Below are 20,992 nucleotides of genomic sequence, written 5' to 3'. Positions count from 1 at the left end.
ACGGACCCGTTCCCGAGGAGTGTCATGGACGCACAAGTCATCGTCGTGGGCGCCGGGCCGGCCGGCATGATGCTCGCGGGCGAGCTACGGCTCGCGGGCGCCGACGTCATCGTTCTGGAGAAGCTGCCCGCGCGCACCGGAGAGTCGCGCGGCCTCGGCTTCACCGCCCGCACCATGGAGGTCTTCGACCAGCGCGGACTGCTGCCCCGCTTCGGGGACATCGAGGTCAGCAACGTGGGCCACTTCGGCGGCCTGCCGGTCGACTTCGGTGTCCTCGACGGCGCCCACCAGGCCGCCAAAACGATCCCTCAGTCGGTCACCGAGACCGTCCTCGAGGAGTGGGCCGGCCGGCTCGGCGCGGACATCCGCCGCCGGCACGAGGTGCTCTCCGTCAAGGAGAAGGAGGACAGCGTCGAGGTCGAGGTACGCGGCCCCGAGGGCGTGCACCGGCTGCGCGCCGAGTACCTGGTGGGCTGCGACGGCGGCCGCTCGACCATCCGCAAGGCCGCCGGGTTCGACTTCCCGGGGACGCCGTCGACGCTGGAGATGTACCTCGCCGACGTCAAGGGCGTCCAGCTGGAGCCCCGGATGATCGGCGAGACCCTGCCCGGCGGCATGGTCATGGTCGGTCCGCTGCCCGGTGGCATCACCCGGCTGATCATCTGCGAGCGCGGCACCCCGCCGCAGCGCCGGGAGAAGCCGCCCACCTGGCAGGAGGCCGCGGCGGCCTGGCAGCGGCTGACCGGCGACGACATCTCGCACGCCGAGGCGGTGTGGGTGTCGTCCTTCGGTGACGGCACGCGGCTGGTCACCGAGTACCGGCGCGGGCGGATCCTCCTCGCCGGCGACTCCGCACACATCCATCTGCCGGCCGGCGGCCAGGGCATGAACACGAGCATCCAGGACGCCGTGAACCTGGGCTGGAAGCTGGGCGCGGTGGTGCGCGGGCGGGCGCCCGAGGCGCTGCTCGACACGTACCACGACGAGCGGCACCCGGTCGGGCAGCGGCTGATGATGAACACCCGGGCGCAGGGGCTGCTGTTCCTGTCGGGGCCCGAGGTGCAGCCGCTGCGCGATGTGCTGAACGAGCTGATCGGCTATCCCGAGGTCAGCAAGCACCTGGCGGCGATGGTCTCCGGGCTGGAGATCCACTACGACCTCGACGGTGGCGCCCACGCGCTGCTCGGCCGGCGGTTGCCGAACGTGCCGCTCGCCGGACACAAGCTGGTGGCGTCGAGTACGGAGGCGCTGCGGTCGGGGCGGGGGGTGCTGCTCGACTTCGTCGACAATGCCAGGTTGCGGGACCGTGCTTGGGCCTGGCGGGATCGGGTGGACGTGGTGACGGCGGTGGCGGAGGTGCCGGCCGACAGCCCGCTCACAGGTACTACGGCCGTGCTGGTCCGGCCCGACGGTTATGTCGCCTGGGCGGCGCCGGGCAGTCACGCGGATCTGCCGATGGCGCTTGAGCGGTGGTTCGGGCCCGCCCGCTGAGGCCGTGCCGCGATCCGTCGTCGGTCGGCTGCGGCGCCGTCGTGGCCGGTCGCGCCCACGCGGCGGCAGCCGCGAACCGATAACGCCCCGCGCCCCTGTTCGGGGCGCTTTTCCTTGGCCTCTTTGAGGAGTGAACCATGCACAGCACCCTGATCGTCGCTCGTATGGAGCCGGCTCACAGTCAGGAAGTCGCCCGGCTGTTCAAGGAGTTCGACGAGACCGAGATGCCGCATCTCATGGGCACCCGGCGGCGCGAGCTGTTCGCCTACCGCGGGCTGTACTTCCACCTCCAGCACTTCGACACCGACAACGGCGGTGAGCTGATCGAGTCGGCCAAGACCGATCCGCGGTTCGTGCGGATCAGCGAGGACCTCAAGCCGTTCATCCAGGCGTACGACCCCGCCACCTGGCGGTCTCCCGCCGACGCGGTCGCCACGCGCTTCTACGACTGGGAGGGCCGGGCGTGAACGCCAGGCGAGTGGTCATCACCGGGGTCGGGGTCATCGCCCCCGGCGGTGTCGGCACCAAGAACTTCTGGAACCTGCTCAGCGAGGGCCGCACCGCGACCCGCGGCATCACCTTCTTCGACCCGTCCTCCTTCCGGTCCCGGGTCGCCGCCGAGGTCGACTTCGACCCGGAGGACCACGGGCTCAGCCCGCAGGAGATACGGCGGATGGACCGCGCGGCCCAGCTGGCGGTCGTCTGCGCCCGCGAGGCCCTCGCCGACAGCGGGCTCGACCTGTCCGGCGCCGACCCGCACCGGGTCGGGGTCACCATCGGCAGCGCGGTCGGCGCGACCATGGGCCTCGACCAGGAGTACCGGGTGGTCAGCGACGGTGGCCGGCTCGAACTGGTCGACCACACCTACGCCGTACCGCACCTCTACAACTACCTGGTGCCCAGCTCCTTCGCCGCCGAGGTGGCCTGGTCGGTGGGTGCCGAGGGCGCGGCCACCGTCGTGTCCACCGGCTGCACCTCGGGCCTCGACTCCGTCGGGCACGCCGTCGAGCTGATCCGGGAGGGCTCCGCCTGCGCGATGATCGCCGGCGCCACCGACGCCCCGATCTCCCCGATCACCCTCGCCTGCTTCGACGCCATCAAGGCCACCACCCCGCGCAACGACGACCCCGAGCACGCCTCCCGCCCCTTCGACGGCACCCGCAACGGGTTCGTCCTCGGCGAGGGCTCCGCGGTGTTCGTCCTGGAGGAGCTGGAGGCGGCGAGGGCGAGGGGGGCCCATATCTACGCCGAGATCGCCGGGTACGCCTCCCGCTGCAACGCCTTCCACATGACCGGGCTGCGGCCCGACGGCGCGGAGATGGCCGAGGCCATCACGGTCGCGTTGGACGAGGCGCACCTCAACCCCGACGCCATCGACTACATCAACGCGCACGGCTCCGGCACCAAGCAGAACGACCGGCACGAGACCGCAGCGTTCAAGAAGAGCCTCGGCGACCACGCCTACCGGACCCCGGTGTCCTCCATCAAGTCGATGGTCGGGCACTCGCTCGGTGCGATCGGCTCCATCGAGATCGCCGCGTCCGTCCTCGCCATGGAGCACAACGTCGTGCCCCCGACGGCGAACCTGCACACCCCCGACCCCGAGTGCGACCTGGACTACGTGCCGCTCACCGCCCGGGAGCACCGCACCGACGCGGTGCTCACCGTGGGCAGCGGGTTCGGCGGCTTCCAGAGCGCGATGGTGCTCGCCCGACCGGAGAGGAGCGCGGCAGCATGAGCACGCGCACGGTTGTGACCGGGCTCGGCATCGCCGCGCCCAACGGTCTCGGTACGAACGACTACTGGGCGGCCGCCCGGTCCGGGAAGAGCGGCATCGCCCGGATCACCCGGTTCGACCCGTCCGGGTACCCGGCGAAACTGGCCGGGGAGGTGCCCGGGTTCAGCGCGGGCGAGCATCTGCCGAGCCGGCTGCTCGCCCAGACCGACCACATGACCCGGCTCGCGCTCGTCGCGACGGACTGGGCGCTCGCCGACGCGGACGTCCGCCCCGCCGAGCTGCCCGCGTACGACATGGGCGTGGTCACCGCCAGCTCCTCCGGCGGCTTCGAGTTCGGCCAGGGCGAGCTGCAGAAGCTGTGGAGCCAGGGCAGTCAGTTCGTCTCGGCATACCAGTCGTTCGCCTGGTTCTACGCCGTCAACAGCGGCCAGATCTCCATCCGGAACGGGATGAAGGGCCCGAGCGGGGTCGTCGTGTCGGACCAGGCGGGTGGGCTGGAGGCGCTGGCCCACGCGCGCCGGCAGATCCGGAAGGGGACACAGCTCATCGTCTCCGGGGCGATCGACGCGTCCATCTGCCCGTGGGGGTGGGTGGCGCAGCTGGCCAGCGACCGGCTGTCCACGTCGGAGGAGCCCGAGCGGTCGTATCTGCCGTTCGACCCGGCCGCGGCCGGGCATGTGGCCGGCGAGGGCGGGGCGATCCTGATCCTGGAGGCCGAGGAGACTGCCGTGCGGCGGGACGCCCGGGTGTACGGGGAGATCGCCGGGTACGGCGCGACGTTCGACCCGGCGCCGGGCAGCGGGCGGCCGCCGGGGCTGCGCAAGGCGATCGAACTGGCCCTCGCCGACGCCGGCGTCGACGCGGCCGACGTCGACGTCGTGTTCGCCGACGCGGCGGCCGTGCCGGAGCTGGACCGGGTGGAGGCGGACGCGTTGAGCGACGTGTTCGGACCGCACGGGGTGCCGGTGACCGCGCCGAAGACGATGACCGGGCGGCTGTACTCGGGGGCGGCGCCGCTGGACGTGGCCACGGCACTGCTCGCGATCAGGGACGGGATCGTGCCGGCGACGGTGCATGTCGAGGCGGAAGCCTCGTACGACCTGGACCTGGTGGTGGGGGAGGCGCGGGCCACCGAGGTGCGCACGGCGCTGGTGCTGGCCCGGGGGTATGCCGGGTTCAACTCGGCGATGGTCGTACGGGCGTAGTCCGCCGGCGGTGCGCAGAACTCGCGCCGGCCACATGGCCGCGGGCAGTCGTGCCGCTGGGGCGGCACGGGTGGGCGCGGCGGCACCCTGCCGGCGCCGTTAAGCGAAACCCCCCGCCCCCAGCCCCCACCGGCCTCAGCCCCCAAGTCACACCCGCCCTTCCGGCCCACCACTCTCTCCCACGCACGGGCCGGAAGGGCGGGTGTTCCCATTCGCAGAACCGAAAGGAAGATCACCGTGGCCACCCAGTCCTTCACCCTCGACGACCTCAAGCGGATCCTGCTGGAGGCCGCCGGTGCCGATGAGAGCGTCGATCTCGACGGGGACATCCTCGACACCGACTTCGAGGAGCTCAGCTACGAGTCGCTCGCCATCCTGGAGACCTGCGGGCGTATCGAGCGGGAGTACGACATCACGCTGGACGACACCGTCGTCACCGAGGCGAAGACCCCCCGAGAGCTGCTCGCCCTCGTCAACACGCAGCTCGGCGACGTCACCGCCACCGCGGCCTGACCTCTCCCCGTCCCCTCCGGCCGCCGGCGCCCGCCCCCGTTCGTTCCGGGCGCCGGCGGCCTCTCCATGCCCGGAAAGACCTGAACGCCCTGAAAGGGAGCGGCAGACATGTCCGAACAGCAGCAGAAGGTCGCCCTGGTCTCCGGGGCCACCAGCGGAATCGGCCTCGCCTCGGCGCGGCTGCTGGCCCAGCAGGGCCACCGCGTCTTCATCGGCTCCCGGGACGCCGCGAACGTGGAGCGGACCGTCAAGGAACTGCGCGCAGAAGGACTGGAGGTCGACGGGACCACCCTCGACGTCCGGTCCGCGCTGTCCATCGCGAACTTCGTCCAGGCGGCCGTCGACCGCTACGGCACCGTCGATGTCCTGGTCAACAACGCCGGCCGGTCCGGCGGCGGGGTGACCGCCGACATCGAGGACGAGCTCTGGTACGACGTCGTCGAGACCAACCTCAACAGCGTCTTCCGCCTCACCCGCGCCGCCCTCACCACCGGCGGCATGCGGGACAAGAGCCGGGGGCGGATCATCAACATCGCGTCCACGGCCGGGAAGCAGGGGGTCGTGCTCGGAGCGCCGTACTCCGCCTCCAAGCACGGGGTCGTCGGCTTCACCAAGGCTCTGGGCAACGAGCTCGCCCCCACCGGCATCACCGTCAACGCCGTCTGCCCGGGGTATGTCGAGACCCCCATGGCCCAGCGCGTCCGCGCCGGTTACGCGGCCGCCTACGACACCTCCGAGGACGTCATCCTCGACAAGTTCACGGCGAAGATCCCGCTCGGCCGCTACTCCACCCCCGAGGAGGTCGCCGGACTCGTCGGCTACCTCGCCTCCGACACCGCCGCCTCCATCACCGCCCAGGCCCTCAACGTCTGCGGCGGCCTCGGCAACTTCTGATCCCGGCCCCCGTACCCGCCAAGGAGTCAACCCATGTCCGAGCCCAAGGAAGTCGAGCACGAGATCACCGTCTCGGCGCCGGCTGCCGAGGTCTACCGGCTGATCGCCGACGTGGCCAACTGGCCGCGGATCTTCCCGCCGACCATCTACGTCGACCACCTGGAGCGCTCCGGCAACGAGGAGCTCATCGGGATCTGGGCCACCGCCAACGGCGACGCCAAGAACTGGACCTCGCGCCGGGTCCTCGACCCCGACGGTCTGCGGATCACCTTCCGGCAGACGGTCTCCACGCCCCCCGTCGCGAGTATGGGCGGTACCTGGATCATCGAGCCGCTCGACGACACCACCGCCCGCATCCGGCTGCTGCACGACTACACCGCCGTCGACGACGACCCGGCCGGGCTCGCCTGGATCGACGAGGCCGTCGACCGCAACTCCCGCTCCGAACTGGCCGCGCTGAAGACGAACGTCGAACTCGCCACCGCCTCCGAGGAGCTGACCTTCTCCTTCGAGGACACCGTCGAGGTCGACGGCTCGGCCAAGGACCTGTACGACTTCGTCAACGAGGCCGACCGCTGGTCGGAGCGGCTGCCGCACGTGGCGACCGTCCGCCTCACCGAGGACACCCCGGGCCTGCAGACCCTGGAGATGGACACCCGCGCCAAGGACGGCTCCACGCACACCACCAAGTCGTACCGGGTCTGCCTGGACGGCCGGAAGATCGCCTACAAGCAGACCACCCTGCCGGCCCTGATGAACCTGCACACCGGCTACTGGACCTTCCGCGAGACGGACGAGGGCACCTTCGCCTCCTCGCAGCACACCGTCGTGCTGCGCCCCGAGAACATCGAGAAGATCCTCGGTCCCGACGCGGGTGTCGCCGAGGCCCGTGAGTACGTCCAGGGCGCGCTCAGCACCAACAGCCGCGCCACCCTGAACCACGCCAAGGCGTACGCCGAAGCGAGGCGCTGACCCATGGCCGGTGCCGACGCTGTCGAGACACACGTCGTGGTGGTCGGCGCCGGACCCGCCGGGCTGATGCTCGCCGGGGAACTGCGGCTCGGCGGCGCCGACGTGACCGTACTGGAACGGCTGGACGCCCCGACAACGGAGTCACGGGCATCCACCCTGCACGCCCGCACCATGGAGCTGCTGCGACAGCGCGGCCTGCTCGACAGCCCCGGCGGCTTCGGCGACCCGGAGCCACCGCCCCACGAGCCCCGCGGCCACTTCGGCGGCCTCCCGCTCGACCTCACCCTGCCCAGCAGCCACCCCGGGCAGTGGAAGGTCCCGCAGACCCGCACCGAGGAACTCCTCGGCGCCTGGGCCGCCCGGCTCGGGGCGCGGGTGCTGCGCGGGCACGAGGTCGTCACCCTGCTGGAGGACGCCGACCGCGTGACCGTGGTCGCCGAACACCAGGGCCGGCGGACGGAGTTCACGGCCCGCTACGTCGTCGGCTGCGACGGCGAGCACTCCGTCGTACGACGGCTCGCGGGCATCTCCTTCCCCGGCAACGACGCCGAGCGGGAGCTGATCCGCGCCGACGTCGACGGCATCGACATTCCGAACCGGCGGTTCCAGCGGCTGCCGAACGGGCTCGCCATCGCCGCCCGGCGCGGCGACGGTGTCACCCGGGTGATGGTCCACCGGTTCGGCACCCCGCCCCGCGGCTCGGACGAGGCGGAGTTCGCCGACATCGTGACCGCCTGGCGGGACGTCACCGGCGAGGACATCGCCCACGGCACCCCGCTGTGGGTCAACTCCTTCGGCGACGCCTCCCGGCAGGCCGAGCGGTACCGTGCGGGCCGGGTGCTGCTCGCCGGCGACGCGGCCCACCAGCAGATGCCGATCGGCGGCCAGGCCCTCAACCTCGGCCTCCAGGACGCGGTCAACCTGGGCTGGAAGCTCGCGGCCACCGTGCTCGGCCGGGCCCCTCGGGGCCTGCTGGACAGCTATCACGACGAGCGGCACGCGGTCGGGCGCCGCGTCCTCTCCAACATCCGCGCCCAGGCCCGGCTGCTGCTCGGCGGGCCCGAGGTGGACCCGGTGCGCTCGGTCGTCGGCGAACTCACCTCGTACGAGAAGGTCCGGGCGCACCTCGCCGGGATGATCAGCGGACTCGACGTGCGGTACGGCGGCGTGCCGTACGGCGACGAGCAGCCCGGACTCGTCGGCGCGCGGCTGCCCGAGCTGCGGCTCGACTCGGGGGCGACCACCGCCGAACTGCTGCACTCGGCACGCGGGCTGCTGCTCGTGACGGACGAGTCGCTGGCCGGGGCGGCCGGGGACTGGTCGGCCTCCGTCGACACGGTCACCGCACGGCCCCTCGACACCGGCCCGCTCTCCTTCGGGGCCGTGCTGGTACGACCCGACGGTTACGTCGCCTGGGCCGGCGGCTCGGCGGACGGGCTGCGCGAGGCCCTCGGCCGCTTCTTCGCGCCCACCGCGCGTGCCGCCGCCCGATCACCACAACTGACTGGCAGGAGAAGGAAGATGGGCAACCTGACCGGAAAGACCGCCCTTGTCACCGGCGCCAGCCGGGGCATGGGCCGGGCCACCGCCGAGCGGCTCGCCGCCGACGGCGCGCTGGTCGCCGTGCACTACGGCACCAGCGAGGAGGCCGCCACCGAGGTGGTCGCCGGGATCGAGAAGGACGGCGGCCGGGCGTTCGCCGTCAGGGCGGAGCTGGGCACGCCCGGTGACGTCCACGAGCTGTTCCTCGCGCTGGAGGCGGGGCTGAAGGAGCGCACCGGCGAGACCGAGCTGAACATCCTGGTCAACAACGCCGGTGTGATGGGCGGCGTCAAGGCCGAGGACACCACCCCGGAGCAGTTCGACCGGATCTTCGCGGTCAACGCCAGGGCGCCGTTCTTCGTCATCCAGCGGGCGCTGGCCAACATGCCCGACGGCGGCCGGATCGTGAACATCTCCTCGGGGCTGACCCGGTTCGCCAACCCGGACGAGATCGCGTACGCCATGAGCAAGGGCGCGGTGGAGCAACTCGCCCTCCACTACGCCAAGTTGCTCGGCCCGCGCGGGATCACCGTGAACAGCGTCGCCCCGGGGATCACCCGCAACGGCAACCCGGTGTTCGGCATCCCCGAGGCCGTCGAGGCCATGTCGGCGCTGTCCACCTTCAACCGGGTCGGCGAACCGCAGGACGTCGCCGACGTCATCGCCTTCCTCGTCTCCGACGACGCCCGCTGGGTCACCGGCTCCTTCGTCGACGCGAGCGGCGGCACGCTCCTCGGGTGACGCGGTGACCAGGACCCTTCCGTCACCGGTCGCCGCCGGCCCGGACGAGCGGTTCGGCCCCCGGTTGTGGGGCCTGCTGCTCGTCCTCGCCGGCAACATGCTCATCGACGCTCTGGAGGTGTCCGTGGCGGTGGTGGCGCTGCCCGCCATCGGCACGGACCTGGGGGTGGCGCCGACCGTCACCCAGTGGGCGATGACCGGCTTCGCCGCCGGCTTCGGCGGGCTGCTGCTGTTCGGCGCCCGGGTGGTGAGCCTGCTCGGCCGCCGCCCCGTCTACCTGGCGGCGCTGCTCGCCTTCGCCGCCGCGTCCGTGCTCAGCGCCCTCGCCCAGGACCCGTGGCTGCTCCTCACCACCCGCCTGATCAAGGGCTTCTGCGCGGCCCTCACAGCCCCCACCGGCCTGGCGATCATCACCGGCACGTTCCCGGAGGGCCGCCCGCGATCCCGGGCCGTCTCCGTCTACACCCTCTTCGGCGCGGGCGGCTTCACAGCCGGGCTGGTCCTGTCCGGCTGGCTGACGGAAGCGTCCTGGCGCTGGGCGTTCGCCTTTCCGGCGCCGGTGGTGCTGGTGCTTCTCGGGTTCGGGCTGAGCTTGATCCCACGGGAGGCGCCAGGCGCCCCGAAGGGCGACGGCCAGAGCTTGCCGAGAGGGGGCGCGGAGAGTGCCCCGGGGGGGCGCGGGGAACTGCGCGACCAGCCCCCACGGCGCCGCACCCGGACGACGGTACAGCGCTACGACATCCCCGGCGCCCTCACTCTCCTGGGCGCCCTCCTCGCCCTCGTCCAGGGCATCACCCAGCTCCCCGGCCACGGCTGGAGCGACCCGAGAGCCGTCGGGCCGCTCTGCGGGGCCGTGGTGCTGCTCGTGGTGTTCTGCTGGATCGAGCGCAGATCGGCCGAACCCCTGCTCAAGGTCGGCCCCTCGCTGCGCAGCAACCCCGCGCTGCTCCGCTCCGCCGCCGGCGCCGCCTGTCTCAACGGCTCCTACCTGGGCCTCCTGTTCGTCCTGACGTACCAGACCCAGACCCTCGCCGCCTGGTCCCCCCTCCACGCCGCACTCGCCCTGGTCCCGGCCGCCGCGCCCCCGGCGCTGACCGCGCTGGCCTCCGGCCGCCTGGTCACCAGGTTCGGCGCCCCCCGTCTCATCGTGGCCGGCGCCGCCTGCGCCTTCGCGGGCTGTCTGCTCCAATTGCGGCCCGATCCGTGGCCGTTGGACTACCCGGGCGGGATACTGCCCACGCTCCTGCTGGTCGGCGCCGGTTTCGTGCTGTCCTTCGCCGCGCTGAACATGCAGGCGATGTCCCGCCTCGCGCCCGCCGACAGGCTCACCGGCAGTGGCCTGTACCAGACCGCCGTACAGCTCGCCGCGGTCATCACGGTCGCGCTCGTCGCCGCCCTGCTCGCCGCCCAGGCGCCCGCGCCCGGTGCCGGACCGGCCGCCGCGGCCGCCGCCTGCCGGCCCGCGCTGACCCTGGTGGCCGTGCTCGGCTTCCTGGGCCTGCTCGTCGGCCTCACCGGCCTGATCCGAACCCCACCCTCCTCACTCCACGACGGGGAATGACCATGGACCAGACAACGCAGACCTGGGTCTTCGACGACCTGGACGACGATCTCGACGACTGGGACTACGAGTTCGAGCACGACCAGATCGTCGAGGTGGTCCCGCCCAGTCTCGAACACCTCGCCTCCGTCGGCCTCGCCGAGCGCACCCGGATCATCGACGCGTACGTGCGCGGTGAGCTCGCCCGGGTGCTGCGGGTGTCGCCGGAGAGCATCGACACCGTGGGCCGCCCGATGAACAGCCTCGGCATCGGGTCCATCAACGGCCTGGAGCTCCAGCGCCGGATGGAGGCCGCGCTGCGCGTCGACGTCAACCTCAACCAGCTGCTGCGCGCCAACAGCGCCGCCGAGCTGGTCGAGTGCCTGGCCGGGCAGCTCGGCTCGGAGGACAGCCCGCACAAGCACGCCGGGAAGGACGAGTACCACCTGGTCGCGCACGACGTGCCGAGCCCGAGGTGATCGGGCAGATGCCGGTCCTGGAGTTCGGCGCGGCCGCCCTCGCGACCGGGACCCGGCTGCCGGCGGCCGGGCAGCTGGACGTCTGGCTGGTCCGCCGGGCACCGCTGGAGACCGCGGCCGAACTTCTCGACCTGACCGAGCTGAGCGAGGCGGAGCGCAGGCGGACCGCGTCCTTCGTCCGGCCCACGGACGGGGTGACGTACGCCTCCGCGCATGTCGCCCTGCGCCGGCTGCTGGGGGCCTACCTGGGGCTGGCCCCGCGGGACGTGCCGTTCGTGCGGGAGCCCTGCCCGGGCTGCGCCGAGCCGCACGGCCGCCCGGCGGTCGCCCACCCCGACCCGCCGCTGCACTTCTCGCTGGCCCACAGCCACGGCATGGCCGTGGTCGCCGTCTCCCGCACGGTCGTCGGCGCCGACGTGGAGCGGCTGCCGCGGGCCGAGACCGTCGAGGTGTGCACCCCGGCGCTGCACCCGGGGGAGCAGGCGGAGCTGGCGGCGCTCGACGACGCCGGGGAACGGCGTGCGGCCTTCGGTCGGCTGTGGACCCGTAAGGAGGCCTATCTCAAGGCGCTGGGCACCGGGCTGTCCCGCGACCCGGGACATGACTACCTGGGTGCCGACGCGCACCGCAGGCCGGCCGACTGGACGCTGCTCGACCTGCCGTCGGGGCCCCGGCACAACGCGGCCGTCGCGGTGCGCGGCGGGGCGCCGGACCAGGTCACCGTGCGCTGGGTGCCGCCGGTCGCGCTGTACGCGGGACAGACGGTCGACCTGGACGCCGACGGCACCGTGGGCGTGCCCGTGCGCCGGGGCGCCGACGGCACGACCACCGGAGTATCCGACTGGGGAGCGTGACCCACCAATGTCACTCGAACAGAAAACCGGCCGCCCGAGCCTGCACGACCGTGAGCATCGTGGCCAGTGGACCGCCGCCGAGCGTATCGAGGAGCTCGGCCTGATGAAGGAGGCCGCCCGGCACGGCGACCCGCTGGCCACCGAGCGCCAGCACGCCAAGGGCAAACTCACCGCGTACGAACGTATCGAACTCCTGCTCGACGAGGGGTCGTTCAACGAGGTCGAGATGCTCCGCCGGCACCGGGCCACCGGCTTCGGCCTGGAGAAGAAGCGGCCGTACACCGACGGTGTGATCACCGGCTGGGGCACGGTCCACGGCCGTACCGTCTTCGTCTACGCGCACGACTTCCGCATCTTCGGCGGCGCCCTCGGCGAGGCCCATGCCCAGAAGATCCACAAGATCATGGACATGGCCATGGCGGCGGGGGCCCCGCTGGTGTCCCTCAACGACGGTGCCGGCGCCCGGATCCAGGAGGGCGTCTCGGCCCTCGCCGGCTACGGCGGCATCTTCCAGCGCAACACCCGCGCCTCCGGAGTGATCCCGCAGATCAGCGTGATGCTCGGCCCCTGCGCGGGCGGTGCCGCCTACTCGCCGGCACTGACCGACTTCGTCTTCATGGTCCGGGACATCGCCCAGATGTTCATCACCGGACCGGACGTGGTCAAGGCGGTGACGGGCGAGGAGATCAGCCAGAACGACCTCGGCGGCGCCGACGTCCACGCCACCGCCTCCGGCGTCGCCCACTTCGCCTACGACGACGTACGCAGCTGCATGGAGGACGTACGGCACCTGCTGTCGCTGCTGCCGTCCAACAACCGCGACCTGCCGCCCGGAGTGCCCGGCGCGGACCCGGCGGACCGCCGGACCGACCGCCTGCTGGAACTCGTCCCCGAGGACCCCGGGCGGGTCTACGACATCCGTACCGTCATCGAGGAGATCGTCGACGACGGCGACTACCTCGAGATCCAGCCCTGCTTCGCGACCAACGTGGTGTGCGCGCTGTCCCGGCTGGACGGCGAGGTCGTCGGCATCGTCGCCAGCCAGCCCGCGTCCTTCGCCGGCGTCCTGGACATCGACGCCAGCGAGAAGGCCGCGCGGTTCGTGCAGTTCTGCGACGCCTTCAACATCCCGCTGGTGACCCTGATCGACGTACCGGGATTCCTGCCGGGCGTGGACCAGGAGCACAACGGCATCATCCGGCGCGGCGCCAAGCTGCTCTACGCGTACTGCAACGCCACCGTGCCGCGCATCTCCCTGGTGCTGCGCAAGGCGTACGGCGGCGCGTACATCGTCATGGACTCCCGCTCCATCGGCACCGACCTGGCGCTGGCCTGGCCGTCCAACGAGATCGCCGTGATGGGCGCCGAGGGCGCGGCGAACGTCATCTTCCGCCGGGAGATCGCGGCGGCGGACGACCCCGAGTCCACCCGTGCCCAGAAGATCAAGGAGTACCAGGCGGAGCTGATGCACCCCTACTACGCGGCCGAACGCGGTCTGATCGACGACGTCATCGACCCGCGGGACACCCGCCGCGCGCTGATCCGCGCGCTCGCGATGCTGCGCAGCAAGCAGGCCGACCTGCCGTGCCGCAAGCACGGCAACCCGCCGCAGTGAGCGCGGCGGAGGGCGTGAACGGCACGGACGGTGCCCTGGTCATCAGGGTCGTGAAGGGCACGGCGAGCCCCGCCGAGCTGGCCGCGCTGACCACCGTCCTGCTCGCCCGCGCGGCCGCCCTGGCCGCGGCGGACCCGTGCCCGATCGAGTCCCGCCCGGTGGCCGGCTGGCGCCGCCCGGAACGCCTCGCGGCGCACCGCGACCCCCGCGGCTGGCGTCTCGCGGGCAGTCCAGCGGCATGACCGGCCCCCTCACCCGAATTGGAGCCACGGACCCCATGACGTCCCCGTCCCTCGACCGGGCCGGCACGGTCCCCGAACTGCGTGCCGAACTCGACGCCCTGCGCGCCGAGTTCGCCGTACTCGCGGACCGCGCGGCCGTCGCCGAACTCATCGACCGTTACATCACCCTGCTCGACACCCAGGACGAACACGGCTTCGACCCCGCCTGGCCGGCCACGGTCTTCACCCCGGACTGCCGTCTGGAGTTCCCGGTCGGCACGGTCGAGGGCCGCGACGAGGCCGCCGCCTTCCACTACGACCGCAAGTCCCGCTTCGCCCGCACCCACCACCTGGCCGCCAACTACGGCATCCGGGTCGAGGGGGACACCGCCCGGATCCGCATCCACCTCGTCGCGTCCCATGTGCACCACGAGGACGGTCCCGACCCGGACGGCCGCTTCGACATCGGCGGCCACAGCGAGGGCGAGGCGGTCCGCACCCCGGACGGCTGGCGGCTCAGCCGCTGGCGCTTCCACCTGACGTGGTCCGACGGGGCCGGTCCGCGCCCCGGCCCCGACCCCCGCGAACTGCGCAGTTCCCAGCCACGCCCACGCCACCCGAAAGGACGATGAGACCGTGTCAGGAACCCCGACCACCGCGCTCAACCTGGGCGCCCTGCGCGAGACTCCCGGCGACGACCGCCGGCGCGCGTTCGAAGTGTTCCTCTGCCGGAGTCTGGCCCAGCACCTGGACATCCCCCCGGCCCACCGCATCGCCCGCAACCGCCCCCTCTACACCCAGGGCATCGACTCCCTCACGGCCCTGACCCTCCAGCGCACCCTGGAGTCGGCCCTGAACATGCCGGTGCCCGCCCACCACCTCCTGCGCGAGCAGTCGGTGGGCGAACTGGCCGCGACCCTGAGCGACTTGGTCGACCGGACCTGAGACCCCGGCGGCCGCCTCCAGGCTCCTGTGCCGTTGAGCGCGAGATGCCCGGCATCTCGGCTCATCGGCCCAGGAGGCGCCTCCTGACAACGATGTCATCCCTCGCTTTCTCCGAGGCCGACGCCCGCCGCGTGACATGCTGAGAGCGGGACGGACCGAGAGGCGGCGCATGCGATGGACTGGGCTCGGTTCGCACAAGAGCTGGCGTCGATGGCGCGGGATCTGCTGGCACAGGAGTCGGTCGACGCCACCCTGGCCCGGATCACCGGTGCGGCCACGGAACTGGTGGAGGGCTGCGACGCGGCCGGCATCCTGGTGCTGCACGGCAAGGAGGTGCGCACGCTCGCCCCCACGGACCAACTGGTCGTCGACAGCGACCGGCTCCAGGAGCGGCTGGGCGAAGGCCCGTGCTTCGACGTCGCCCACACCGAGAACGGGGAGCGGGTGTTCCGTATCCGGGACTTCACCCGGGAGCAGCCCGGCTGGCCCGAATTCGCCCCTCAGGCCCACCGGCTCGGCGTGGGCAGCATGATGGGCTTCCTGCTGTACACCGAGGACGAGGAACTCGGCGCGCTGAACGTCTACTCCCACCGGCCCGGCGCCTTCACCGAGGCCAGCGAACTGGCCGGCTGGCTGCTGGCCTCCCATGCGGCGGTCGCCTTCTCCAGCGCCCGCACCCAGGCCCAGCTGGAACAGGCCGTCTCCACCAGGCACCTGATCGGCGAGGCCATGGGCATCCTGATGGGCTGCCACCACCTCACCGAGGAGCAGGCCTTCGACGTACTGCGCCGCTACTCGCAGGAGAACAACATCAAGCTCCGCGAGGTCGCCCGCCGGGTCTGCGAAGAGGGCCCGCTGTCGTGACGGGGTGGGCGGGGCCGCTGTCGTGACGGGGTGGGCAGGGCCGCTGTCGTGGCGGAGGGGGCGGGGCCGCTGCGTCGACGTCGACAACCAGCCTTTCGCGGACGCCCGCGGCGCCTGTACGGGTGATCGTCGAAGCTCTGCTCCAACGGTGCCGGAAGCGCGCCTGACCTGCGGTTTCCCGTGAAAACGGATGGCTGCGGAGTAGGCGCCCCCGGCAGGACTCGAACCTGCGGCCAAGCGCTTAGAAGGCGCCTGCTCTATCCACTGAGCTACGGGGGCCGGCTGTGCTGGCCTCGTACGTACTGCCCGGTGCGGGCCGGTCCGTGACGTTGCCGGGGACAAGGATAGAACTCCCCGGTCCTCGTCCCGGTTGCTTCGCCTCCGTGGCTCAATGTGGAGGTTCGGTGAAGCGGTCCTGATAATCGCAGGCAGGTACGAATCGTGCATCGCTTTTGGCGCCTGGCGCACCGGGTGTTGTGCACTCGTTATGCCTGGACTGTGCCTCCGTCCCAGTCGTCCCTTCCGCCCGTTGTGTTCTGTCGGCGCGCAGACATGTCTATATGCTTCAGAATTCCCCTAAAATTGGGCATTCTTCGCATGTGGTGACCTTGGACGTACGGCCCCAGCTGCTCGACACACTCTCCGCTCTGCGCGACCGTGTCGCCGCCGCACGCTTCCCGCTGCCCCTGGCGGGGGCCGCACGCGCGCGTGCCAATCGCGACGAACTGCTCGCACAGCTCGACGACTATCTGGTGCCCCGGCTCAAAGAGCCCGAAGCGCCCTTGCTGGCCGTCGTGGGCGGATCGACCGGTGCCGGCAAGTCGACCCTTGTCAATTCTCTGGTGGGCCGCCGGGTCAGTGAGGCCGGCGTGCTGCGGCCGACCACCCGCACGCCGGTCCTGGTCTGTCATCCGGAGGACCATCACTGGTTCAGCGGCATGCGCGTGCTGCCCGACCTCACACGCGTGTGGGTACCGCACCAGGAACCCGGCGACGACCCCCTCCTCCCCGGTGAGAACCCCCCGCGCGCGCTCCGCGTCGAGACCGTCGACACCCTTCCGCGCGGCCTCGCCCTCCTCGACGCCCCCGACATCGACTCCCTGGTCGTCGACAACCGCGTGCTCGCCGCCGAACTGATCTGCGCCGCCGACATCTGGGTGATGGTCACCACGGCCGCGCGCTACGCCGACGCCGTCCCCTGGCATCTGCTGCGCACGGCCAAGGAGTACGACGCCACCCTGGTGACCGTCCTCGACCGGGTGCCCCACCAGGTCGTCTCCGAGGTCTCCCGGCAGTACGGCGCCCTCCTCACCAAGGCCGGGCTCGGCGACGTACCCCGGTTCACCGTGCCCGAGCTGCCCGAGTCCGCGTGGGGCGGTGGACTGCTCCCGGCCACCGCCGTCGCCCCGCTGCGCGCCTGGCTCCTGCAGCAGGCCCATGACCCCGGAGCCCGCCAGCACACCATGGCCCGCACCGCCCACGGCGTCCTCGACTCCCTCAAGGCCCGGATGCCCGAGCTGGCCGCAGCCGCCGCCGCCCAGTACGCCGCGGCCCTGCGGCTGACCTCCGCGGTCGAGACGGCCTACGACAGCGAGCACGCGCGCGTGCGCGGCCGGCTGCAGAACGGCGCCGTCCTCGCCGGCGACGCCCTCAAGCGCTGGCGCGCCTTCCCCGTGGACTGCACCGCCGGTGAACTGCTGGACGCCCTGGCGGAGAGTCTCGCCGCGCTGCTGCTGTGCGCCGTCACCGCCGCCGACGAACGCGTCGACGACTCCTGGCGCCGCGAACCCGCCTCCGCCGCCCCCGGACTCACCGACCGCGACCCCTCCCTGGAGAGCGCCGAGCACCGTATCGGTATCGCCGTCCGGCGCTGGCGGCGCGAACTGGAGGAGTACGCCGACGACGAGGTGCGCGAGCTCGACCGCAGTGTCGCGCCGGATCCCGAGGCCGTCGCCGCCCTGGTGGCCACCGCGCTGCTCGGCGGCCGCCGCACCCGGGTGGCGGGGGAGCGGCTCGCCGAGCGCATCGGTGCCCATGGCGCGCTGCGGCTGCGCGACCGCGGGGGACGGCTGCTCACCGAGCACGTGGACCGCGTCATGCACATCGAACGTGAACGCCGCCTCGCCCCGCTGGACGCCCTCGACGTCCACCCCGAACCCCAGGCCGAACTCATCGCCGCCCTGTCCGTCCTCCAGAAGGAGAGGTGACCGGTGACCGCCGTCACTGACCACGACCACACGGATCACATGGAACGCATGGATCACACCGGTGACTACACGGGTGACTACACCGGTGACTTCGAAGGCGGCCTGACCGCGGCGGACTCCGCGCCGGACGCCGTACGGGAGCCGGGGCGGGAGCAGGGACGGCCGGGACGGGATCCGGTGCCGGACCTCTCTCACGACTCCGTTCCGGACCCGGTGAAGGCCTCTGCGAAGGACACCGCGAAGGGCGCTGCGAACGGCGCTGCGAAGGGCAGCGCGACGGAGCCGGTGAAGGACTCGGTCACGGGCTCGGTCACGGGCTCGGTGAAGGACTCCGCGCCGGAGTCCGCGAAGGACCCAGCACAGCGCCTCGCGAAGGACTCCGTACCGGACGGGCCCGAGGCCCGGAACGGGGCCGAGGCGGAGCCCGCCGACCAGGCCGAGGGCGCTGCCGAGACCGAGACCGTGCCGCACGCGCGCGTGCGGGAGCAGCGGGAGCAGCGGGAAGAGCGGCAGCAGCGGGAGCCAGGTGACCCGGGCGGCGACGACCCGGCCGGCGCCGACGACGTCTGGGACGACGGCCTCATCGCCCGCCGGGTCACCGAGACCGCCAAAACGGCCGCCCCCGCCCTGGAGCCCCGGGGCCCGGGCGCCCCGCCCCCCGCCCCGCTGGCGTACGACGGCAAGCTGCGCTCCCGCCTCGACGCGCTGCGCGAACTCGTCGGCCTCTCCCGCACCCGCCTCGACAGCCGCACCCTCGCCGAGGCCGGCCGGGTCCTGGACGAGGCGGCCGCCCGGCGCAGGCTCTCCGGCCAGCACACCGTCATCGCCATCGCCGGTGCCACCGGAAGCGGCAAGTCGCAGCTGTTCAACGCGCTCGCCGGAGTCGCCATCTCGGAGACCGGCGTACGGCGGCCCACCACCGCCGCGCCCATCGCGTGCAGCTGGAGCGACGGCGGCGCGGCCCTGATCGACCGGCTCGGTATCCCGGGCCGGCTGCGCCGCCGCCCCGTGCACAATCCGGAGGCGGACGCGCAGCTGCGCGGGCTGGTCCTGATCGACCTGCCGGACCACGACTCGGCGGTGGTGCAGCACCGCGACCACGTCGACCGGATCCTGAAGCTGGTGGACGCGGTCATCTGGGTCGTCGACCCCGAGAAGTACGCCGACGCGGTCCTCCACGAGCGCTATCTGCGGCCCATGGCCGGTCATGCGGAGGTCATGTTCATCGTCCTCAACCAGACCGACCGGCTCCCCGGCGAGGCCGCCGACCTGGTCCTCGACGATCTGCGCCGGGTACTCGACGAGGACGGCGTCGCGCTCGGCGAGTACGGGGAACCGGGCGCCACCGTGCTCGCCCTGTCCGCGCTCACCGGGGACGGCATCGGGGAACTGCGCGAGGCGCTCGGCCAGTTCGTCTCCGAGCGGGGCGCGGCGGCCCGCCGTGTCGCCGCCGACGTGGACGCCGCGGCGGCCCGGCTGCGGCCCGTGTACGGCACCGGGCGCCGCGCCGGGCTCAGCGAGGAGGCGCGCGACGACTTCGCCGCGCGGCTCGCCGACGCGGTGGGTGCCACGGCCGCCGGCGAGGCCGCCGAACGCGCCTGGCTGCGCAATGCCAACCGGGCCTGCGGCACCCCCTGGCTGCGGCTGTTGCGCTGGTACCAGGGGCGCGGCGAGCCGCCCACGGGACGCCTGCAGCAGGCCCTGCCGGAGGAGGAGGCCACCGCGCGGCAGCGCGTCGAGCACGCGGTGCGCACGGTCTCCGAAAGGGCCTCGGCCGGACTGCCCGCGCCCTGGGCGCAGGCGGTGCGCGAGGCGGCCGTACGCGGCTCACAGGGCCTGTCGGAGGCTCTCGACGACCTGGCCGCACGGGCCGGGCTGCCACCGGGGCGGCCGCCCCGGCCGGGCTGGTGGCCGGTGGCGGTGCTCGCCCAGGCCGCCATGACGCTCCTCCAGGTGGTCGGCGGGCTGTGGCTGGTGGGCCAGATCACCGGGGTGATGGCGCCCAACCTGGGCGTGCCGGTGCTGCTGATGGTCGCCGGGATCGTCGGCGGCCCGCTGGTCGAGTGGGGCTGCCGGATGGCGGCACGGGGACCGGCCCGGCGCTACGGCCTGGAGGCGGAACGCCGACTGCGCGAGGCGGCGGCCGGCTGCGGGCGGGCCCGGGTACTGGATCCGGTGGCAGCCGAACTGCTGCGGTACCGCGAGGTACGGGAGCAGTACGCCCGGGTGACGCGGGCGGGGGCGGGGGTGGGGTGACGTCGGCGGGAGCCGGGGCTTGGTGACGTCGGCGGGGGCCGGAGTGGTGTGACGTCGGCGGTGGCTGGGGGGTGAGGTCTGAGGTCCGCGGCGGTTGCTGGGGGGTGAGGTCTGAGGTCCGCGGCGGTTGCTGGGGGGTGCGGCGGGCCCGTGGCGGTGGCTGGGGATGTGGTGAGGCCGGCGGCCGGGGCCTCACGACACCCCCGGCCCCGGTCACGGGCCCCAACCACACCTCCGGCCCTGGTCACGGGCCCCACACCTCCGGTCCCGACCGCGGGCCCCAACGGCACCTCCGGTCCCGACCGCGGGCCCCAACGGCACCTCCGGCCCTGGCCACGGGCCCCAACGGCACCTCCGGCCCTGGCCACGGGCCCCAACGGCACCTCCGGCCCTGGCCACGGGCCCCATACCTCCGGTCCCGACCGCGGGCCCCAACCACACCTCCGGCCCTGGTCACGGGCCCCATACCTCCGGTCCCGACCGCGGGCCCCCACGGCACCTCCGACTCCGGTCACGGGTTTCCTCCCGGGCCCCGCAGCGGGCCCCGCCACACCTCTGCCCCCCCCGGCCATGGGCATGGGCACGGGCACCACACTTCCGACCCGGCCGAGAGCCTCCACACCTCCGGCCACCGCCGCCGCCCCCACAACACCTCAGCCCAACGGCGGGGGCGGAGATGGGGTGCGGCCCGAGGCCGGAGGCACGGTGTGGCCGGCAGGAGCCGGGGCAGAGCGAGGTCCGCCGTGGGGACATGGGTCACTCGTTCGGGTGATGGGGTTTTCCACAGGTCACCGGCGGTCCACAGCGCTCGGCGGGCCCGGCCCGGCCGCGGCAGTCTGGTCCCGCGGCGATCGCCACGAGGGCGGCCGCCGCGGTGGACACAGCCGTACGGGACGGGCCCGTACGCGGATCCGC

Annotated in this window: 18 protein-coding genes and 1 tRNA gene; 18 read left to right on the top strand and 1 reads right to left on the bottom strand. The window is 72.8% G+C overall.

The window, feature by feature from the left end; genetic code table 11:
- Positions 1-24 precede the first annotated feature (24 nt).
- The 16 genes from ABTY98_RS11310 (at position 25) to ABTY98_RS11235 (ending at position 15,614) form a co-directional block, all read left to right on the top strand.
- The gene (locus ABTY98_RS11310) at positions 25-1,491 is read left to right on the top strand and encodes an FAD-dependent monooxygenase (protein ID WP_352220625.1); all 1,467 of its coding nucleotides are present in this window, start codon (positions 25-27) and stop codon (positions 1,489-1,491) included.
- 137 nt (positions 1,492-1,628) lie between these two features.
- Positions 1,629-1,958 carry a TcmI family type II polyketide cyclase gene (locus ABTY98_RS11305; protein ID WP_217549284.1) on the top strand — a complete coding sequence of 110 codons (330 nt, stop codon included), beginning with the start codon at positions 1,629-1,631 and terminating at the stop codon, positions 1,956-1,958.
- Complete coding sequence (locus ABTY98_RS11300) at positions 1,955-3,229, top strand: beta-ketoacyl-[acyl-carrier-protein] synthase family protein (protein WP_352220624.1); 1,275 nt, start codon at positions 1,955-1,957, stop codon at positions 3,227-3,229. The genes ABTY98_RS11305 and ABTY98_RS11300 overlap by 4 nt, the downstream gene beginning before the upstream one ends.
- Complete coding sequence (locus ABTY98_RS11295; RefSeq protein WP_352220623.1) at positions 3,226-4,434, top strand: ketosynthase chain-length factor; 1,209 nt, start codon at positions 3,226-3,228, stop codon at positions 4,432-4,434. Before ABTY98_RS11300 ends, ABTY98_RS11295 begins: the two co-directional genes overlap by 4 nt.
- 237 nt (positions 4,435-4,671) lie before the next feature.
- The gene (locus tag ABTY98_RS11290; RefSeq protein ID WP_352220622.1) at positions 4,672-4,947 is read left to right on the top strand and encodes an acyl carrier protein; all 276 of its coding nucleotides are present in this window, start codon (positions 4,672-4,674) and stop codon (positions 4,945-4,947) included.
- A gap of 108 nt (positions 4,948-5,055) precedes the next feature.
- On the top strand, positions 5,056-5,841 hold the full coding sequence (gene fabG, locus ABTY98_RS11285) for a 3-oxoacyl-ACP reductase FabG (protein WP_352220621.1): 786 nt from the start codon (positions 5,056-5,058) through the stop codon (positions 5,839-5,841).
- Between the two features lie 33 nt (positions 5,842-5,874).
- Positions 5,875-6,813 carry an aromatase/cyclase gene (locus ABTY98_RS11280; RefSeq protein ID WP_352220620.1) on the top strand — a complete coding sequence of 313 codons (939 nt, stop codon included), beginning with the start codon at positions 5,875-5,877 and terminating at the stop codon, positions 6,811-6,813.
- Positions 6,814-6,816: 3 nt separating this feature from the next.
- Positions 6,817-9,096, top strand: a complete 2,280-nt coding sequence (locus ABTY98_RS11275; RefSeq protein ID WP_352220619.1) for an SDR family oxidoreductase — start codon at positions 6,817-6,819, stop codon at positions 9,094-9,096.
- Between the two features lie 4 nt (positions 9,097-9,100).
- Entirely contained in the window at positions 9,101-10,657 is a 1,557-nt protein-coding gene (locus ABTY98_RS11270; RefSeq protein ID WP_352220618.1) for an MFS transporter, read from the top strand.
- 2 nt (positions 10,658-10,659) lie between these two features.
- Positions 10,660-11,115, top strand: coding sequence for an acyl carrier protein (locus ABTY98_RS11265; RefSeq protein ID WP_352220617.1), 456 nt, complete (start codon positions 10,660-10,662; stop codon positions 11,113-11,115).
- Between the two features lie 8 nt (positions 11,116-11,123).
- On the top strand, positions 11,124-11,969 hold the full coding sequence (locus tag ABTY98_RS11260) for a 4'-phosphopantetheinyl transferase family protein (protein WP_352220616.1): 846 nt from the start codon (positions 11,124-11,126) through the stop codon (positions 11,967-11,969).
- Between the two features lie 103 nt (positions 11,970-12,072).
- The gene (locus ABTY98_RS11255; protein WP_352220778.1) at positions 12,073-13,584 is read left to right on the top strand and encodes an acyl-CoA carboxylase subunit beta; all 1,512 of its coding nucleotides are present in this window, start codon (positions 12,073-12,075) and stop codon (positions 13,582-13,584) included.
- Complete coding sequence (locus tag ABTY98_RS11250) at positions 13,581-13,826, top strand: acyl-CoA carboxylase subunit epsilon (RefSeq protein ID WP_352220615.1); 246 nt, start codon at positions 13,581-13,583, stop codon at positions 13,824-13,826. The genes ABTY98_RS11255 and ABTY98_RS11250 overlap by 4 nt, the downstream gene beginning before the upstream one ends.
- 35 nt (positions 13,827-13,861) lie before the next feature.
- A complete protein-coding gene (locus ABTY98_RS11245) occupies positions 13,862-14,437 on the top strand; it encodes a nuclear transport factor 2 family protein (protein ID WP_352220614.1) in 576 nt (191 codons plus the stop codon).
- A 4-nt stretch (positions 14,438-14,441) separates the two neighbouring features.
- Positions 14,442-14,750: an acyl carrier protein gene (locus tag ABTY98_RS11240; RefSeq protein ID WP_352220613.1), complete on the top strand. Its 309-nt coding sequence runs from the start codon at positions 14,442-14,444 to the stop codon at positions 14,748-14,750.
- A gap of 174 nt (positions 14,751-14,924) precedes the next feature.
- A complete protein-coding gene (locus tag ABTY98_RS11235) occupies positions 14,925-15,614 on the top strand; it encodes a GAF and ANTAR domain-containing protein (RefSeq protein ID WP_352220612.1) in 690 nt (229 codons plus the stop codon).
- 206 nt (positions 15,615-15,820) lie between these two features.
- On the opposite strand, the gene ABTY98_RS11230 is transcribed toward ABTY98_RS11235, so the two are convergent.
- Positions 15,821-15,893 (bottom strand) — tRNA-Arg (locus tag ABTY98_RS11230).
- Between the two features lie 320 nt (positions 15,894-16,213).
- Between ABTY98_RS11230 and ABTY98_RS11225 the strand changes: the two genes are divergently transcribed.
- Both ABTY98_RS11225 and ABTY98_RS11220 read left to right on the top strand, forming a co-directional pair.
- Entirely contained in the window at positions 16,214-17,821 is a 1,608-nt protein-coding gene (locus tag ABTY98_RS11225) for a dynamin family protein (protein WP_352220611.1), read from the top strand.
- A gap of 3 nt (positions 17,822-17,824) precedes the next feature.
- Entirely contained in the window at positions 17,825-20,077 is a 2,253-nt protein-coding gene (locus tag ABTY98_RS11220; protein WP_352220610.1) for a GTPase, read from the top strand.
- Positions 20,078-20,992: the final 915 nt, after the last annotated feature.

The sequence above is a fragment of the Streptomyces sp. NPDC096040 genome (assembly GCF_040303265.1).
Lineage (GTDB): Bacteria > Actinomycetota > Actinomycetes > Streptomycetales > Streptomycetaceae > Streptomyces.
Note: the sequence above shows the minus strand (reverse complement) of the source record. Positions and strands in the feature narration are given on the sequence as shown.

Excerpts from the sequence above, each read along its gene's own strand:
- ABTY98_RS11280 (WP_352220620.1), top strand. The coding sequence starts at position 5,875 with ATGTCCGAGCCCAAGGAAGTCGAGCACGAGATCACCGTCTCGGCGCCG.
- ABTY98_RS11295 (WP_352220623.1), top strand. The coding sequence starts at position 3,226 with ATGAGCACGCGCACGGTTGTGACCGGGCTCGGCATCGCCGCGCCCAAC.
- ABTY98_RS11265 (WP_352220617.1), top strand. The coding sequence starts at position 10,660 with ATGGACCAGACAACGCAGACCTGGGTCTTCGACGACCTGGACGACGAT.
- ABTY98_RS11305 (WP_217549284.1), top strand. The coding sequence starts at position 1,629 with ATGCACAGCACCCTGATCGTCGCTCGTATGGAGCCGGCTCACAGTCAG.
- ABTY98_RS11260 (WP_352220616.1), top strand. The coding sequence starts at position 11,124 with ATGCCGGTCCTGGAGTTCGGCGCGGCCGCCCTCGCGACCGGGACCCGG.
- ABTY98_RS11255 (WP_352220778.1), top strand. The coding sequence starts at position 12,073 with ATGAAGGAGGCCGCCCGGCACGGCGACCCGCTGGCCACCGAGCGCCAG.
- ABTY98_RS11310 (WP_352220625.1), top strand. The coding sequence starts at position 25 with ATGGACGCACAAGTCATCGTCGTGGGCGCCGGGCCGGCCGGCATGATG.
- ABTY98_RS11245 (WP_352220614.1), top strand. The coding sequence starts at position 13,862 with ATGACGTCCCCGTCCCTCGACCGGGCCGGCACGGTCCCCGAACTGCGT.
- ABTY98_RS11235 (WP_352220612.1), top strand. The coding sequence starts at position 14,925 with ATGGACTGGGCTCGGTTCGCACAAGAGCTGGCGTCGATGGCGCGGGAT.
- fabG (WP_352220621.1), top strand. The coding sequence starts at position 5,056 with ATGTCCGAACAGCAGCAGAAGGTCGCCCTGGTCTCCGGGGCCACCAGC.
- ABTY98_RS11275 (WP_352220619.1), top strand. The coding sequence starts at position 6,817 with ATGGCCGGTGCCGACGCTGTCGAGACACACGTCGTGGTGGTCGGCGCC.